General features: G+C 57.8%; 11 protein-coding genes. 4 read left to right on the top strand and 7 right to left on the bottom strand.

Annotated elements, in window-relative coordinates:
- Positions 1-25 precede the first annotated feature (25 nt).
- From BGIM_RS0106270 to BGIM_RS0106280, 3 genes are all read right to left on the bottom strand, one after another.
- A complete protein-coding gene (locus BGIM_RS0106270) occupies positions 26-1,306 on the bottom strand; it encodes a DUF1501 domain-containing protein (RefSeq protein ID WP_020468946.1) in 1,281 nt (426 codons plus the stop codon).
- Between the two features lie 4 nt (positions 1,307-1,310).
- Entirely contained in the window at positions 1,311-3,578 is a 2,268-nt protein-coding gene (locus BGIM_RS0106275; protein ID WP_238537534.1) for a DUF1592 domain-containing protein, read from the bottom strand.
- Between the two features lie 136 nt (positions 3,579-3,714).
- Positions 3,715-5,082 carry a sulfatase family protein gene (locus tag BGIM_RS0106280; protein WP_020468948.1) on the bottom strand — a complete coding sequence of 456 codons (1,368 nt, stop codon included), beginning with the start codon at positions 5,080-5,082 and terminating at the stop codon, positions 3,715-3,717.
- Positions 5,083-5,208: 126 nt separating this feature from the next.
- On the opposite strand from BGIM_RS0106280, the gene BGIM_RS0106285 reads away from it, so the two are divergent.
- Positions 5,209-6,219: a zinc-dependent alcohol dehydrogenase family protein gene (locus BGIM_RS0106285; RefSeq protein WP_020468949.1), complete on the top strand. Its 1,011-nt coding sequence runs from the start codon at positions 5,209-5,211 to the stop codon at positions 6,217-6,219.
- Between the two features lie 10 nt (positions 6,220-6,229).
- Here BGIM_RS0106285 and BGIM_RS0106290 read toward each other — a convergent pair whose 3' ends face one another.
- Positions 6,230-6,943 carry a CPBP family intramembrane glutamic endopeptidase gene (locus tag BGIM_RS0106290; RefSeq protein ID WP_157368638.1) on the bottom strand — a complete coding sequence of 238 codons (714 nt, stop codon included), beginning with the start codon at positions 6,941-6,943 and terminating at the stop codon, positions 6,230-6,232.
- Between the two features lie 144 nt (positions 6,944-7,087).
- A complete protein-coding gene (locus BGIM_RS0106295; RefSeq protein WP_162136224.1) occupies positions 7,088-9,187 on the bottom strand; it encodes a hypothetical protein in 2,100 nt (699 codons plus the stop codon).
- Positions 9,188-9,722: 535 nt separating this feature from the next.
- On the opposite strand from BGIM_RS0106295, the gene BGIM_RS0106300 reads away from it, so the two are divergent.
- Together BGIM_RS0106300 and BGIM_RS0106305 are read left to right on the top strand one after the other, a co-directional pair.
- Complete coding sequence (locus BGIM_RS0106300) at positions 9,723-10,019, top strand: hypothetical protein (protein ID WP_020468952.1); 297 nt, start codon at positions 9,723-9,725, stop codon at positions 10,017-10,019.
- A gap of 17 nt (positions 10,020-10,036) precedes the next feature.
- Positions 10,037-10,621, top strand: coding sequence for a hypothetical protein (locus BGIM_RS0106305; protein WP_020468953.1), 585 nt, complete (start codon positions 10,037-10,039; stop codon positions 10,619-10,621).
- A 16-nt stretch (positions 10,622-10,637) separates the two neighbouring features.
- Here the strand turns inward: BGIM_RS0106305 and BGIM_RS0106310 are convergent, their stop codons facing one another.
- Positions 10,638-11,735: an NADH:flavin oxidoreductase/NADH oxidase gene (locus tag BGIM_RS0106310; protein WP_020468954.1), complete on the bottom strand. Its 1,098-nt coding sequence runs from the start codon at positions 11,733-11,735 to the stop codon at positions 10,638-10,640.
- Between the two features lie 68 nt (positions 11,736-11,803).
- The gene (locus tag BGIM_RS0106315; protein WP_029629788.1) at positions 11,804-13,783 is read right to left on the bottom strand and encodes a YjhG/YagF family D-xylonate dehydratase; all 1,980 of its coding nucleotides are present in this window, start codon (positions 13,781-13,783) and stop codon (positions 11,804-11,806) included.
- 454 nt (positions 13,784-14,237) lie between these two features.
- Between BGIM_RS0106315 and BGIM_RS57035 the strand changes: the two genes are divergently transcribed.
- Positions 14,238-17,963, top strand: a complete 3,726-nt coding sequence (locus tag BGIM_RS57035; RefSeq protein WP_020468958.1) for a hybrid sensor histidine kinase/response regulator — start codon at positions 14,238-14,240, stop codon at positions 17,961-17,963.
- The last annotated feature ends 31 nt before the right edge of the window (positions 17,964-17,994 follow it).

Consider the following 17,994-nt stretch of genomic DNA (forward strand, 5'->3'; position numbering starts at 1 on the left):
CAAACGGAGATGTTCGGGCGCTCAATCAACCCCAGAAACCTTGGAGTTTTTCCTTCTCGACGCCACCCAATGGGAATTTTTTGCTGTGTGCATGATCGGCGATTCCAGCCAACTCACGCAGGGCGAGATGGATGTGTTCTGGACGTACTTTGACGCCTTTTTCCTTGTCACACTTCAGTTGCTGCGGGTTTAGGGGAACTTGAAATTGTTTCTCGTCGGTTGCCCCGATCACACGATTCCCTTTGATGCCGCGACCCAGAAACATGATGGAACCAACGGACCAATGGTCCTTGCCGTTGCCGTTGTTGTAGGTTGGTGTCCGGCCCATCTCGCTCTGCACAATCACAACAATCTGTTCGCGAATTTTCAGTTCCCCGGCTCGCCGAAGTAAATAGGCGATGCCGGCGAGAAATTCGGGGATGAGCCGCATCTGGTCGGGGTCGTTGTTGGCGTGGCTGTCGAATTGCCCGATGGTCAGATTCGCGGAGACGCACACACCGGCTTTGAACGAAGCCAAAGCGATTTCAGCCTGTTGTGAAAGACGCTCTTTGGGAATCGTGGCGGGGATGTGAGCGGTCACCCGTTGCAAGGCTTTGGAGTTGTCTTGGGCCGCATACAGCATGTTCTCGGCTCGCTCCGCGCGGGGAAGACGGGGCGTGTCCTCGTTTGTCTGATGTTGTTCCCGGAGAGTCTGTTCGATTCGATCCAAGGCGAAGCGATCATGATAAGGGGACCGTTCGTTGCCGTCGATCGCATCGGCGTTGGCGATCCGCTTGAGCGATGGCAGATACGGGACGCGGGACATGGCCACGAGATTGCCCGTCGCCGAGTAGTTTCCGAATGTCAGGTAAGAGATCGGGCAATCCGGACCCTGACAGGCGGCGACAAGGGCGGGAAACGTCGGATAGGCCAAGCTGTCGAGATTGCCGGTGGCCATGTATCTGGCCCCCGGCGAGTGGTTGTTCACGGAATAATCAATCCCGTTGAGGACCAGCAATTCCTTGCCAAACTCGGCGTAGAAATCCTCGTTGCTCATTCCGGCTTTGGTCTGTTTGGCCGTGGGGGCGTATTTGTGCGTCCCGTGGGTGAGAATATCACCTTCCTTGTAAAGACGGTTGATATTGTTGATCCCTTTGGGGTCCATCAAATACGTCGTGTCCCACCCGCCCGAGGCGTTGAAAACCACATAATAGGGGCCTCCATATGGCTCGTCTTTCGTCTTGGCCCGCACCGCCGACGGCCAACCGATCGGGGCGGCGAGACCAAGGCCGGCCAGGCCGCAGAGTTTGAGGAAGTCGCGTCGCATGAGATTACTCGTAAAGGAATTCCTGGCGTCGGAGCAGATAAGTGACCACGCCGCGCCAAGCCCGGATCGTATAAGCCGGGTCGGCGGGCGGTGCGGGAACGCCTTGCCGACAGTGATAATTTTCGCGTGGGTCGATCCCCTTTTGTTCATGAGCGTCGTGGACAATTCCGGCGAATAGTTTCCACGTTCGTTCAACCTCGGCCGAATCCGGGGCGTCTTGGCGACCTAAAATCCGCTCGTGCAGATGCGCGATCGCCTTGCGGATGGCCGCATCGCCTTCGGGGGTGGCGCCCGGAATCACGGAGGGTTCGATGCCGGGGAACAATCGTCGCTCCGCTGGCGGGCGTCCGAAGTCGCGGCCGGTTTGTTTGCACGCCACGTCGTTCGACATGATCCGCTGGATGGCGCCCATCGCGCCGCTGGGATCGGTGGCCCGTTCGGTGACTTCCTTCGAGTCGATGCCGCCATAGAGCATCGCTAGTTGGTCGTTTAACTTGCCCCACGGTTCCCCGAAAATCGCGTTGACCTTCCGCTCGATTTGTTCAGGGGAGAGCATCCGCACCAAGCCGACATCGTCCAGTTCTGATCGTCGGCGAGGATCTTTGATGGCGGTTGCCGGGCCGTCCGCCCGGTAGAAATTGGAAACGACCAGATCCTTGAAAACGCTTTTGAGATTGAAACCATCTTTGGCGAATCTCGTCGCGATGGTTTCAATCTCCCGGCGTTGTTCCTGATAGGCCCGCCGTCGCGGGACAAAAAGCGGATCATCAAGATCCTTGGGAGGCAACAAGGCTTTGCGACCGGTGAGAATGTAGTAAACATGCTCGACCATCGCCACGGCAAAGCGAGGATCTTTAACCGTTCGTTCGCCCAGCCATTGCAGGGACCGCCAGCGTTCTTCCGGTGGCATGGCCTCGCCTTCAAAGCCTGGCTCGAACATGTCCTTGTACCAACCTCCCTTGCGCCGACCGTAAACACCCTCAAACTTGTAGTAATCTTGAAACAACCCGGCGACCGGGTCGATGGTCTTGTGGCAGACAACACACTCCGAGGCTTCCATCGTCGGAATCTTGTATTTGGTGCTGACGGCGGCAGCATCGGAAACCCTTGCCGCGAGTTCCAAAACATCCACTCCGAGGAAGTGCTGAAAATACATCCGGGCACGAAGACGGTTACGGTTAGTCTCGGTGGTCGGATAACGTCGCAGATACTGGAAGGTGCTCAAGATGCCCGCGTGCGGATAGAAACCTGTCGCCGATTGTTGATCGTCATCGCGAGTTCGGGCGACAAGCGCCTTCAATTTGACCGGAATGTATTCAAAGGGATCATCGGGGTTTTTGAACTGCGGGCGAAGTTGCTCGAAGATCCCGTAGCCGCGAGCGGAATAAGGCGTGACCATGATGTAATCGGCCGTGAGGATCTCCGTGAACGGCCGGTCATTGCGGACGATGTGTTCGACGAGTTTCATCGGTTCGCCGAGGATCGCCTGGCGGTAATCGTTGGCGAGTTTGTAGCGAGCCTGCTGCCGGGCTTTTGCATCGGCGATGTGGTTCAGATCGTGCTTTTCCGTCCAGTTCCGTGTTGTGCTGAAGTGTTCATAGGACAGGACCGTTTCGGGGTTGCCGTCAAATCCGAGTGTGAGGAAGACATCGTTGAATCCCTCGCGAAGCCGGGTGTAAAACGCCTCTTCTTTCATCAGGGAGTCGAGCAACGCGGGCATGGCCTTCAAGCCCGATTTGGCGATCGCTGATATTTCGGCATCCGTGGGCAACCGACCGGCCAGAGAAAGGGTGACTCGGCGCAAGAGCCGACGGTCGTCGAGCATCACGATGCCATCGAAAAAGGGCGGCGCATTTTTGTCGATTGCCGGAAGCTCAATCGTCGGTGAATTTACCCGCCGGACAAAATCGGTGAGGATGCGATGGCCGACTGAATCGGGCTTCAAGACGACGGCCCCGCCGTGGTCAAGCCCGCCGATGACTTTGAGGAGCAGGCGGGATTGGTCCTTCTCCCGAAATTTCGCCATGCTGGCAAAAGCCGCCCGGTTTTGCCGAAGGGCTTCTTCTTGGTCCTGCCCTTTGCTTCGGTTGGGATCTTGCAGGATGAACTTGCTCTTCTCGGCATCGCCGCCAATTTTGTGACACTTCAAACAGGACAAGGCTCCCACTTTGGCCCACACTTCATTTCTGAAAAAATCATCCACGGTTGCGACACAATCCGGCCCGGTATGGCCTTTTTTCTCGTCGCCGCGAGCGTCGGTGGCGTGAGCCATCCCGAAGCTTAGAAGAAAAAGCAGCGGGCAAGACTTCATTGGCATCTTGAACACTCTTGGCGCGGAATACTTCATGAACTTGGATATAGCCGATGTGATCTTCGGCGTGGCGGGCGGGGCAGCGTGGGAATTCTATTCACTCATGCAGATCTTTAATCAACCAAGGATCATTCGTGGCCGTTTGCCATTTGCGGAGGTCAGCCCGCATCGTTTTCACCCGGTCGGTTTGAGCGGGGTCGTTGGCGAGGTTCTTCAGTTCGTTTGGGTCGGCGACGATGTCGTAAAGCTCCAGCATGGGTCGATGTTCGTAGGTTTCGCGGGAGCGTTGGCCCATCATTGTGTCGTTTCGCTTCAAAATCCCCTGCCACATTTCGGAACCATGCAAATCACTGGCAAAAGGGAAGGGGAGGGGATTAGCTAGGTTGACGATCAACTTGTGCGTTCGTGTGCGGATCGCTCGCATCGGGTAGTACATCGTGATTTCGTGAAACTGATGTGAGGCGAAAACAGTGTTTCGAGTCGTGTCATCCGTGGCCGACAGAATCGGCAACAGTGATTTGCCAAGCATCGCCGCCGGGGGCTTGATCCCGGCGTATTCAAGGATTGTTGGGGCAACATCCGTCCAACTTGCCATCGCCTCATTGACGACGCCCGCTTTTGTCTGGCCCGGAGCATGGATAATCAACGGCAAATGAATGCCGCTGTCGTAGAGCGTGGTCTTTGCGCCGGGGAACGGGATGCCGTTGTCGCTCAGAAAGATCACCAGCGTGTCGGTGTCGTGTTTGGTTTCTTTCAAGACATTCATCACTTGACCGATGCCGAAATCCAAACGATTCACCGAGGCATAGTATTCGGCCATCTCGCTTCGCACTTCCGGCTGATCTGGCAAGAAATAAGGCAATGACACGGCTTTGGGATCAACGGAGATCGTCGGCACGCCCTTGAAGGTTTTGTCCATGTCAAAGCCCTTGGCGGCCCGGTGCGGGTCGGTGAAGCCGACGAGAAGGAAGAATGGCTTGTCGCCGCCGGTGGTGATAAATTTTCTCGCGTCGTTGCCGATGGCGATGCCGTTGCGGCCGTTCGTCTTCATCTCGGCATCCCACGGATAAACCTCGGGCGGTTGCACATGCAATTTGGAGATGACTCCCGTGCGATACCCGGCCGTTTGAAGCATACGCGGGATGCTCCGGACGTCACGGAAACTATGGGCGTTGTGCGTGGCATGGGCCAGACCATATTGCCCGCAATGATGGGTGGGCATTCCCGTGAGAATTGTCGCCCGGCTTGGCGAACAACTTGACACGCTGGCGAAGCCATTGGTGAAACGGGTGCCCGATTTCGCCAGAGCGTCGATGTTCGGCGTTTGGGCCAATTTGTCGCCGTAACAACCGACTTCCATGCCGAGATCGTCGGCGATCAGCAACACAATGTTCTTTTTAGCCGTTTCGGCGAATAGCCCGACGGGAGTGAACACCAGCAACAGGAATGACAAAGCCCCACGCATGATGAAATCTCACGGCCAGAGAGAGTAATGCCTCGAAGGTAATGGTCTTGGCCGGGAAAGTCCATCGAAAGATTTCGCCGGACGGACCCGTATCTTGAATATCTCTTACTTAACGAGGCTTTCCCCATGAAAGCGTGGATCATCGCCGATCAGTTCGGCATCGAGCATTTGCAACAGGTTGATCGCCCGACACCAGTGCCCGGCCCCGGCGAGGTGTTGGTGAAGATCCAGGCGGTCTCCTTGAATTACCGCGATCTGTTAATGATCGCCGGGCAATATTCCCCGAAATTACCCCGCCCGCGTATTCCGGGCTCGGATGGCTCCGGCGAGGTTCTCGCTATTGGGCCGGGCGTCACGCGGTTCAAAACCGGCGATCGGGTGACCGGGACTTTTTTCCAACATTGGATCGGCGGTCCGGTGTCAGAGGAAAACACAAAGGGCGCGCTCGGCGGACCCGATCTTGACGGCGTGATGGCTCAAGAGATGCTGTTCCGCGAAGAAGGATTGATCCCGACGCCGGGATATCTCAGCGATGAAGAGGGCGCCACTTTGCCGTGTGCCGCCGCCACCGCATGGAACGCCTTGGCGGGGAATAACCTGAAAGCCGGTGAAACGGTGTTGCTCCAAGGCACCGGGGGCGTGTCGCTCTTTGCCTTGCGGATCGCCAAAATTTTCGGGGCGATTCCGATCATCATTTCCAGTAGCGACGAGAAACTGGAAAGAGCCAAAACCCTTGGAGCGGTCGCCGGATTGAATTACCGCACAACGCCGGATTGGGACAAATGGGCCAGGAAAATGACTGATGGCCGGGGTGTGGATCATGTCGTGGAAGTCGGCGGCGCGGGGACGTTGGAAAAATCCGCGAAAGCGACCCGCGTGGGGGGGCACATCGCCCTGATTGGCGTGCTGGCTGGTGGAACCGGGGCCAACCCGATGCCCATCCTGATGAAGAGTCTGAACCTGCGAGGCATCTTCGTCGGTTCACGGGAGATGTTCACAAACATGCTGCGAGCCTTTGAGCATCATCAAGAAAAACCAGTGATCGACAAAGTGTTCGGCTTCGACGAATTCCCGGCCGCGTTGCGGCATATGGAATCGGGTTCACATTTTGGCAAAGTGGTTGTTTCGTTGAAGTGAAGTTTGAAACTCATGAAGAGGGTAGGCCGACGATGATGTCGTACCCGGCGTGGGTGCCTGCCGCCACGCCGAAACCCCGCCACCAGAAAATCACCGCGAAAAACACACCGGCGAAAATGCGAAACAGAAACCGGGTTTGATCGAACGAATCCGCGTTCGGGCCGACATGATGGGCCACGGAGAAAAGCACGGAAGATGCCAGGATGGCCATCGGCACGGCCGCTACCCACGGGATCAGCACAAAGTTCAGCAATCGGGCCAAACCCGCGCACAAAATCAGTCGGAAGATTGCTTCTTCATAAATCCCGGCGCCGATGTACGTCACGACATCGGCCGCTTTTTCCCGTGAAACTTCCAAGTTCATCGCAAAGCCATAATGGCCCAAGATCGAACTGAAATTACTGGCGATCACCCATAACACGCCGGCGAACATGACGCTTTCCAGCGCCATGCCAAAAACAACCGCCAGCACCTGTTCGGGGCGGTCTTTCCAACGCCACACGGTCCAGATCAGCAATAATCCAATAATCACGCCGGGGGCCACCAAGCGTGGATCAGCCCCCGCGTTGCCGAGGTAATGCCGCAGCCAGGTGTCCGCGCCATTACGAATCTTGTCCGGGTTTGGTCCGCCCAGCCAGATCACACCGCACTCGTAGATCCCCAGCAGGGGAACGAGGAAGATGAGACAGGGCCACGGGTGGCGGGTCGCGGACAGGTAGTTCATTGTTTGGCCCGCAGGCGGCTCGGCGGGAGAGTGATTGATCTTCGCATGAAGATAATTCGTTGCCAAGAGGAAGAGATTTGAAAAACAAAAGGACCGCGTCTCCTTGCGAAGACACAGTCCTTTTGTCACGTCACTGATCGGGCATTACTTGCAAGTGGTGCAACCCGTGCAAGTGTGGACTTCGCAGGCGAGCCGCTTCGAGAACAAGTTCTTGAAGAAGCCGCAGAACAAATCCTTCTTGGCCGGTTTGGCACAAGGATCACACACCGCCGGGGTGCAGGCGCTGCTGCTCGTCACCGGGGAGCAGGCCGGAGCGCTGCAAGCCGGGGCGGGGCAGGTGTTGCACGGCGTGCTGCAAGCCGGGGCGGCCGGAGTGTTGCACGCGGGTCCGCAAGCCGCCGGGCTGCCGGGGCCGGCCGAGTTGCAAGGACCATACGGGCTGCACGAGGCCGGAGCCGCCGGGGCACACGGGCACGGTTCGTACACGGTCACCCAGCGGGGCTTCTTGACGCACACTTCCACTTCATTCGTCACGGGCACTTGCTTGCAAACGGTCGTCGGGACCATTTCGGTGGTGCAGTACGGAACCTTGTAGGAAACCGTGTAAGGCACCATCTTGGTCACGCACACCGGAACCGTCTTGCAGACCACTTCCGTGGTGGTCGTGCAGACCGTCGTCGGAACCTGCTTGACGCCCTCTTCCTTCACGAGCCGACAGGTGGTCACGGGGACCAGCTTTTCGACCGTGGTGGGAACCATTCGGGTCACCGTGTAGGGAACCTTCTTGGTGTGGGTTTCCGGCACGCAGCGGGTCACCGTGTACGGCACCTGCCGAACGTGGGTTTCCGGGACCATCTTCGTAGTCGTGTAGTGCGTCTGCCGGGTGCAGACCCCGCCTTCCACGAACACTTTGCCAGCCCCTTCTTCGCCGCAGCCGTTGAGGCTGGAGGCGTTCGGGCAACCGCTGACGATGCCGTTCGGGCCGGGGGCCTGGCCACAGGAGTTCCCGTCGCAATAGCAACCGCGAACGGTTCGCATCACGGTGTAGGGAACCTGCTTCTTCACGGTTTCGGACACATAACGGGTCACCGTCACCGGCACCTGTTGCGTGTGGGTTTCTTTGACCATCCGCGTCACCGTCATCGGGATCTGCCGGGTGGTCATGTGGGGAACCTTCTTGCAGATCGTGACCGGCACTTGTTCGCAAACGGTCTTGCGGACATACACCGTGCAGGGGATCTGCTCGCACACGGTGCGGTAGGTCTTCACCTGCCGGGTGCGGGTTTCACAAGGACCGCGTTGCAGGCACAACTTTGTGCCGGTTTGCTTCTGGGTCGTCTGGCAGGAGCAAGGGTCGAAGCAACACGTGTACTGCGGAATCCGAACAAACTGGAGATGACCCGGAACCGTGTACGTTTCACAATGGTACTCGGGGATCGTCCGGCTGACGGTCTTGATCGTCGTCTGCGGTTCGCAATAGCTCCGCGTCCGGTTTTGCATCACGGTTTCGGTGCAGTCCGTGTAAGTCGTTTCGCACACGCTCCGCATCACCGTTTCGCAGACCGGCCGACAGGTCGTGTGGCAGACGGTCTTGTAATGCGTTTCACACACCGGCTTGCACAGCGTCTGGCTGCACTCGCGGTAGTGGGTTTCGCAAACCGTCTTGCACACCTGATAGGTGTCGGTCTTGCAGTGGGTTTCGCAAACCGGCTTGCACGTGGTGTAGGTGCATTCCTTGTATTGCGTCTCTTGGACTTGCTTGTACACGGTGTACGAGCAATCCTTGTAATGCGTTTCGCACACGGGATGACACACGGTTTCCGTCACCTTTTTCATGCAGGTTTCCTGCACGGGGCGGAAGTTCGTGTAAGGCACATCCTTCATCACGGTCTGGTAGCAGGGACGGGTGACCGTTTCCTGAACCGTTTTGTACTGCGTCTCCTGGACGGGCTTGAAACACGTCTTGATCTCGTCGCGGTAGGCGGTCTTGGTGACCGGCTGCATGACGGTTTCGCTGACGGTCTGATAGCAGACATGGAACCGTTTTTCCAGCACCGTGTCGTACACCATCTTGTACGTGGGCCGGACGTTCGTGTTGCACGCCGAGAAGCTCACCTGCGTGTCGCCACACGCACATGGAGCGCTTCCCGCCCCTCCCAGGCCCCCGAGCCCCGCGTTGGCGGTCGCCGCTCCGAAGAGGGCGAAAGCCGTCACCGCCAGGTGAGTGCCCAAGCGGATCCTCATGATAATCGCCTCCTCACCGGCATCTTCGCCGGTCTGATTTTGGTGCTTCCCGGCCGACGAAACGCCGTCGTTTCGTCGCGGCCGTCCTAGCGGCCGTCCCCCCATCGGCTCCGGGATCGCACGCTGATGAAAACGGGTTGATGCCCCCTTCCTTCAGGGGACGATCATCCGCACGAAGCGAAGTATCGGCGACCGGCGAACGCCGGGATCATGCCGGGCTTTCCCCGTCCACCGGTTCTTCCAAAATCCCCATCCCGTTCTGTGGCTCGTGCGAAATGTGCCGGTCGTGCCGGGCCTGACGGACTGGATGCCCGATTTGAGATTTCGCTTGTCCCTGAGTGGACGGCTTTCTTCAATCCGGGTTAATAATGACCTTGATTATCCAGTTGTGCCGGTTCCGCGGACTTCAGCGATTCCGGGGGATTCAACTTGACATGGCCCCGGAAAACTGCGACGGATGTAGGGATCCTATTTTGTCGAAACAGATGTCTTCTCCCAAAGATTTGTTTCGGTGTCTCAACGCGGATGGTGACCCATGATTCGATATTCGTGCGATATGTGCGGCAAGGATTTGACGAAGGTTCAGGAAGGACGATTCGTTCTGAAGATGGAATCCTGTGCGGTCATCCCCACGGAAGAACTGACGGACGAGGACATGGATGCCGATCACCTCGAAGAGATTGGCGAACTTCTGAGCCGGGGAGAAGAACTTCCCGAACCGATCCCGTCAGCCAGATCGTTTTCTTTTGATCTGTGCCATTTCTGTCATGCGAAGTTTTTGGCCAATCCGCTCAATGTGCAACTCCCGAAATTCGACTTCAGCGAAAACTGACCCGATTGGAAAACACCATGACGCGCTTCCTGAGTTTGGCGGTTCTTCTGATTCTGACGGCGGTGAGTCACGCCCAGTTTATGATCCGGCTTCATCCTCCTTCAGCCGCCCCGCGCCCGGCCGGGGTGATCCCGCCTCCGGCGGTCCCGATCTCCGGCCAGCCCTTTGGAAGAACTGTTCCAGCCGTGAATTCGGCTCCCTATCTGTCGTTTAACCCTTGGGGCTTTTACTCCGGGTATCCTGCCTTCTACCCAAGCTGGCAAGAACCGGATAATCCTGGGATGGTCATCAATAACTTTTACAACGTCCCGGCGCCGCCGCCGGTTGTCATGCCGCCCAAGCCCGCCCCGCTTCCGGTCGAGATGAAGGCCCAGTTGATCCTGAATGTGCCGCGCGGAGCCGAAGTGATTGTCTCTGGCAAAAAATTGGACAGCGCCATCCGACCACTCGTTGTGTTTTCGCCCGATCTTAAACCCGGCGAGCGGTTTCTTTTTGATGTGAAAGTGACATGGAGGGAAGGGGACAAGTCGGAAGAACGCACCCGGCAACTTCAACTTGAAGCCGGAGACGAAAAGAGTTTGAGTTTCTTCCCCGGACGGTGAACGTTCATGACTTTCATCAATGGCCTTTCTTGGATGGATTGACCACATAGTCGTAAGGTGGTGGCAACCGCAACGATTGTTCGGGTTGTAGCTGTTGGGCGGCATGCAACGGCCAATATGCATCCTGAAGCATTTTTGATGCAAGCAGAACGATGTCGGCTTGGCCTTGGCGAATGATGTCATCGGCCTGTCGGGCGTCGTTGATCATTCCCACCGTGGCCGTCGGTATGTTCGCTTGGGTGCGGATGGTCTGGGAGAGAGACACCTGCCAACCCGGCCCCACCGGGTAGCGAACGCCGGGCACACCAAACCCGGAACTGCAATCAATCAAATCCACGCCCTCGGTTTTCAGCCGTTTGGATAACTCCACTGATTCTTCAAGCGTCCAACCGCCGTCCACCCAATCTGTGGCGGACAACCGCACCGTCAGCGGCAGGGAATCAGGCCACACTTCTCTTACTGCTCGCGTCGTTTCGATCGCAAAGCGAATACGGTTCTCAAACGAACCGCCATACTCGTCCGTCCGTTTGTTCGCCAAAGGGGTGAGGAATGAATGGGCCAAATAGCCGTGGGCAAAGTGCAATTCCAACCATTTGAAACCGGCATTCAGCGAGCGGATGGCGGCCGCCGAGAAAGCTTTGGTGATCGCGGCGATTTCCGGTTTGGAAAGTTCATGAGGCGTGTGCGAACCGGGTCGAAAGGGCAGGGGGCTGGGAGCGACCGGTTGCCAGCCTCCTTGATTGAACGGCACGGCCACATCATGATCGTGTCGAATCCAAGGTTGTGCGGTGCTGGCCTTTCGACCCGCGTGGGCAATCTGGATTGCCGGGACGGCCCCTTGATCGGCGACGAATCGAGCGATCCGTTCCCACGCCTCGGCATGGGCATCCGACCAAATGCCCGCGTCATGCGCGGTAATCCGGCCTTCGGGAACGACCGCCGATGCTTCGGCGATCACCAAGGCCGCCCCGCCGACCGCGCGTGATCCCAGATGAACCAAGTGCCAGTCGGAGGGCATTCCGTCCTCGGACCAGTATTGGCACATCGGAGAAACTCCGATTCGGTTTCGGAGCGTGATGGTTTTCAGGGTGAGCGGATCAAACAGATGAGCCATCGGAAGCGATCTCAAAAGGGTGCTGATTGAATACCCCTTGATACCGAACTCAAGTCCTAATCCTTACATCAATCGTTTGGAGGAACGATTGGTTTCAGTAAGGCGGCGGCGATGGCTTCTACATCGTACACGCAACCGCCCCACACCCCGCCGCTGGCGTTTTGCAACACGGCCCACAACTTGGTGTCATCCGGCAAGTTCGGATCGGGGGAGAGGTCCGGCCGGGGCAGACGTTTCGCCAATTCGGCCGTTCCCCATTCGACTCCTTTGGCTCCCGTGGCATCCCCGATGAGGTCAACGCTTCCATGCAATGTGCTTCGGTTAATCACAATTTGAATCAGGTCTCCGTCGAGAATTTTGCCAACGGGACCGCCCGCGAGAGCCTCCGGCGAAACATGACCGATGCAAGCCCCTGTGGACACCCCGCTGAAACGGGCATCGGTCAGCACAGCCACTTGTTTGCCCCAGGAGAGATGCTTCAGGGCGCTGGTCACTTGATAGGTCTCTTCCATGCCAGACCCCATTGGCCCGCGGGCGCACAACACCAGCACATCTCCCGCCACCACCTTTTTGGTTCCCGATCCCTTGATGGCGGCGATGGCGTCTTTCTCCCGCACAAAAACCTTGGCCGGACCAGTCTTGCGGTAGACGCCATCGGCATCCACCACAGAGGCATCAATGGAGGTTGATTTGATGACCGATCCTTCCGGACACAAGTTTCCGCGAGGAAACGTCATGGAGGAAGTCAGTCCTTTGCTCTTCGCCCGCTCAAACGTCATAATGACGTTGTCAGGGTCCACGTGGTCCTTCTCGGCCAGCAAATCACGGAAGCGTTTTCGGCGGTCGCTCTTTTCCCACCATTCCAGATTCCGGCCCACCGTCTCGCCGCTCACAGTCAGGCAATTCAAGTCCAGCAGGCCCGCATCCCTCAAAATCCGCATGGTTTCCGGGACGCCGCCGGCCAGGAAAACTTGAATGGTCGGATGGCCGACCGGGCCGTTCGGCAACGCGTCAACGATACGGGGAACCCGCCGGTTGATGTCGGCCCATTCGTCCACATCGAATCGCCTCACCTTGGCGTGGAATGCCACCGCCGGCGTGTGGAGGAGCAGGTTGGTGCTGCCGCCGAACGCCGCGTGAACGGTGACGGCGTTTCGGAACGCCCCTTCGGTCAGGATTTTCGTGTTGTTGATCTTCCGGTTCGACAGTTGAAGCAACGCCCGCGCGGATCGACGAGCCATGTCCAGCCAGACAGGCTGGCCGCTTGGCGCGAGAGCCGAGTGTGGCAGGCTCATCCCGAGGGCTTCGCCAATGAGTTGCGACGTGGCGGCCGTGCCGAGGAACTGACACCCGCCCCCCGGCGACGCGCAGGAATGGCAGCCTTCTTCGGCCGCCTGTTCCAGCGTGATTTCACCGGCCGCATATCGGGCGCCGATAGTCTGGACCTTTCCGGTGTCCTCATGGGCCTCGGTGGCGAGCATGACCCCCCCCGGAACCAAGACCGTCGGATAATTGTGTTCTCCCGCGAGAGCCATCATCATTGCCGGAAGACCTTTGTCGCAGGTGGCCACTCCCAGCACACCGGAGCGGGTTGGCAGCGAGCGAATCAATCGCCGCAGCACCATCGCCGCGTCATTGCGGAACGGCAGGCTGTCGAACATGCCGGTGGTGCCTTGGGTGCGGCCGTCGCATGGGTCGGTCACGGCCCCGGCAAAGGGAAGCCCGCCGAGACGCTTCAACTCCTCGGCCGCTGCCTTCACCAACAGGCCGACTTCCCAATGACCCGAGTGATACCCGAGGGCGATTGGCTTGCCGTCTTCGCCCCGCAAACCGCCGTGCGTCGAGAGAATCAGGTACTCCTTGCGGCCCAACAGTTCCGGTTGCAGGCCCATGCCGACATTTTGTGACCAACCAAAGAGATCGCCGCTCGGGGCGTGACGAAGCAGTTCATCCGTCAGCGGGAGTTTTCCCTCCGGCCCCCCCGTTTTCGTCGTCAGTGTGTATACGTCGGGGTCGTTCGATTCGACAAGCGAGAGAAAGGGGTTCATGTTCACCAGATGTTCGCGGAATATTGAATCAAGAGAGATGTCTTATGCGCGGGGAACAAGTTGTGAAAGTTCGTTCGCCGACAGGTTTGACGGCAACGGAAAATGTTATCCAAGTCACCCAATTGATTTGCGGTTGTTCCACGTTTCAAGAGCGGTTCTTTCGCGAGAGTCAATTTCATGACCCTGCAAAACAATCCCGGCCATGAAAATTCATGCCGATTGTTTGCACATGACAGATGGCAGATTAGATTTATTAAAAGAATCACACTCGCCCGGTGACTTTATTGGGGAGTTCTTTGCCTGTGTCGGCGTTGAACCCGTTGCAATTCTCATGGTCAAGTCCTTCTGTCATCGAGACCATATCCAACTCCGCCCGCCCACCCACCTTGCAACCGCCATTATTGTGTTCTGGCTGATTCTGTCTTGCCCCTTGTTTGCCGAGTCTGTTTCCCCGATGTCGGCGAAACAAGTCGGCGAGATCCCGTTGGAAAAAGCCCGATCCGGGATTTCTGTCACGTTGCGGGGTGTGGTCACTTATTCCGATCCCCTGCAATTGTGGTTTCATTTGGAAGACGGCAGCGGGGCTGTGCTTGTGCGTCACGGGCGGGACGAATTGCCGCCTTCGATTGGTGATCGGATTGAAACGTCGGGAACCACCTTTGTCATCAACAAGCGAGTGGCTGTCGGCCAGGCAAAGATGCTCCGATTGGGGATCGGTCAGTTGCCGGAGGCCCCGGCCAGGACGATCGCCCAAGTCATGCCGGGGGAGGACGCTTTTCGACTGATAAGACTGCGGGGAACTGTTCGTCGAGTGTCAACCCAGGCGAATGATCGTCGGGAGTTGGTATTGTCCGACAAAAACGAATCGATCACGATCATCTTGCGGCCGGGGGAGGCCGGAGTCGGATTGCCCGCGAAGCTCTACGGTGCCCGAGTCGCTGTGCGCGGGGTTCTTCATCCTCCAAGTGAGTCCGGGGATGAGCCGGCGTCTCTTTGGATCAGCTCTCCGGAAGAGATCACGGTTGAGCAACCTGCGCCGGCCGATCTTTTCGGGAGCGCGGACACCGTCGCCATCGAACGACTTCCCGACACGGAAAACCGGCTTTATCGGATCAGGGGCCGGGTGGTCGGCGAGCCGAAAACGGACGAGGCCCAGATCAGGGACGAAAACGGTGTTCTGAAGATCGTTAATCCGGATTCGCTCCCGCCGTTAAAAGTCGATGACCAAGTGGAAGCCGTGGGATTTGCCGACCGCGATGCCGGTGGCAAAGTTCTTCGTTTCGCGCGGGTTCGCGTCCTGGCTTCCAAGGACAAGCCTAATGCCAGCGGTCATTGGTTTCTCCATTCGGCGATGGAAATCCGGCAACTCAATCGCGAGATGGCGAAGAAGAAAATTCCGGTGAGGTTGCGGGCGACGGCCACGCATGTCGGACAGGTTTACACCGATTTCTTCGTTCAAGATTCAACCGGAGCCGTTTATGTGACGCCACTGGAGGAGAAACCAACTTTCAAGCCCGGTGATGTCGTCATCGTCGAGGGAGTCACCAGTCCTGGCGGCTTCAGCCCCGAGATTGACGAGGCCCGCGTGACCGTCTTGCATCCAGGTCGTTTGCCCAAGCCGGAAACCATCGCTCAAGATGATATTCCTTCAGGCCGTTTGGACGCTTATTGGGTGGAACTAGAGGGCATTGCCCAGCGATTAACGACACGGAACCGCTATCATCGATTGCGAATCTCAAGCCGGTTGGGTTCCGTGGATTTCATCGTTCCGGCAAGCGAACAATTTGAGGATATTGTGGACCGCCGGGTGCGGGTGACGGGGGTTTATCTCGCCAGTTACCGGCAAAACACCCAAATGCAGGGGTTCGCGATCATGTCCCCCTCGACTCGTTTCGTGACACTCCTCGACACCGCCCGGCGCGACCCGTTCGATTCCAATGTTCGGCCTATCGGTGAACTGCTGGATTACGACCCCAATCATGAACCCGGTCGTCGGACGCGAGTGGTCGGACAGGTCACTGCTCTGGCCGGCGATGATTCGTTTTTTCTTCAAGATGCCACCGGAGGTGTTTTCGTCCAACTCAAGGCGAACGCCCGACGGCCGGAACGAGGGGATTTTGTCGAGGTCGCGGGGTATGTCGAATCCAACGCCCTAAACCTGGCTCTTCGGGAAGCGATCAGCCGGGGCGGCACGGAATACGTGGCGATCAAACCCTTGGAAACAACGGCCCGCGAAGTGTTGAAAACGGGGGCGGACAACCGAACGGAACGAGCCTCCGGGTCGGTGATGGCCAACCGGCTGTTGCGGATTCGAGGCCGATATTTGGGCGAGACCGGCCGGGGGGAGCAACTCACGCTGGAATTGCAGGATCGTTCTGTTCTCTTCAAGGCTATTTTTCCACCCACCGTCGATTCGAGCGAGTTGGCTGACATTCCAACCGACAGCATCGTTGAATTGACGGGCGTGTGCAAATTGCAGGGAGATCCCGAACTTGGTGTTCAGGGTTTCGTCGTGATTCTACGGGACATCAACGATGTCTCCCTGATCGAACAACCCCCGTGGTGGAACACCAACCGGTTCCGCTGGCTGCTCTATGGGATGTTCGTATTGCTATTGACGGCTGTCGTCGGCCTTGCTTATTTGCGGTATCGGCTGCGAAAACAACGTCGGCAAATCGGCGAACGTCTTCGCCGGGAAATGCAACTAGAAGCCCAATACCGTGAACTCGTCGAACATGCCACCGATGTGATCTTCACTCTTGATTCCAAGGGATTGATCACCGGTTGGAATCATGCCGGCGAAGTTTTGACGGGGCTTTCGCGTGAACAACTGATCGGCCAACCGCTCATCCAGTTCCTTGCGGGCGGTCCCGGTTCGGATATCTCCGCCTTGTATTCCGACACTCCGGTGACCATACCATTGACCCTCCGGGCTTCCGGACAGCAACTGGTCAATTTGGAAGTCAGCACCCGACCCGTGTTGGAGCGGGGCATCCCGGTGGGGTTGCAGGCCATCGCCCGCGATGTGACGGAGCGTATTCGGCTGGAACAACGAATGCGAGAAGTGGCCAAGATGCAGGCCGTGGGCCAGCTTGCGGGCGGGGTCGCGCATGATTTCAATAATTTGCTGACGGTCATCAACGGCAATTGTGACTTGTTGCTGAGACAAACCGATCCGAGTCCCGTTCAGCGAGAACTTCTCGACGAGGTGAAAACCGCCGGCGGGCAGGCGGCTTCGGTCACCCGGCAGTTGCTCGCCTTTGGTCGGCAGGCGGTGATCGCCCCGAAACCTCTGAACTTGAATCAAGTGATTTACGATCTGACCCGTGTGTTGAAGCGATTGATCGGTGAGCCGATTAACTTGATATTCCATCCGGATGAATTGCTCGAAACTGTCCGAGTTGATCCGGGTTCCTTGGAACAGGCAATTCTCAATCTGGTGGTGAACGCGCGAGATGCGATGTCCGATGGCGGGACGCTGACCATTCGGACCTCAAATCTTCCCAATCGTTGGGTGCGGTTGGAGGTGTCCGATTCGGGTCACGGCATGACCGCCGATGTGAAAAATCGGATCTTTGAGCCGTATTTCACCACGAAACCCATCGGTCATGGGACAGGACTTGGCCTGGCGATGGTGTCTGGTTTCATGGAGCAAAGCGGCGGGCGAATTGCTGTCCAGAGCGAGCCGGGATTGGGAACCACGTTCTATTTGGAATTCGAGGCCGCGCCGGTCGACAGCTCGTTCGGTTCGACTCCTTCCGACGCAAGCCCCCCGCCGGAACCAAGCGACGGGCACATCATTCTTTTGGTGGAAGACGAACCTTCCGTGCAATTGTTGGAACGGCGGATTCTCGAAACGGGCAAATACAAGGTGATGGTGGCCGGATGCGCCGAGGAGGCTCTGGAATTGATGGCCGGGTACGTCGGTCCGTTGGACATGCTGGTGACGGATGTGGTAATGCCGGGGAAAAACGGCCGGGAACTGGCGGAGGAACTCCAACGCCAGCGTCCTGACCTCAAGGTGTTGTTTTTGTCGGGCTATACGCCGGATGAAGTGCTTCGGCAGGGGGTGGAGGCCGATGCCGCCCAATTTTTGCAAAAACCGTTCACGCCGTCTGAATTGCTGCGGAAAGTGAAACAAATCCTGACAAACTCCCCCATGCCGGTGACCCCTTCCTGAGAGAGGTCGCGGGGCAAGGTGGCTTGCCGGG

Source organism: Zavarzinella formosa DSM 19928 (assembly GCF_000255705.1).
Lineage (GTDB): Bacteria > Planctomycetota > Planctomycetia > Gemmatales > Gemmataceae > Zavarzinella > Zavarzinella formosa.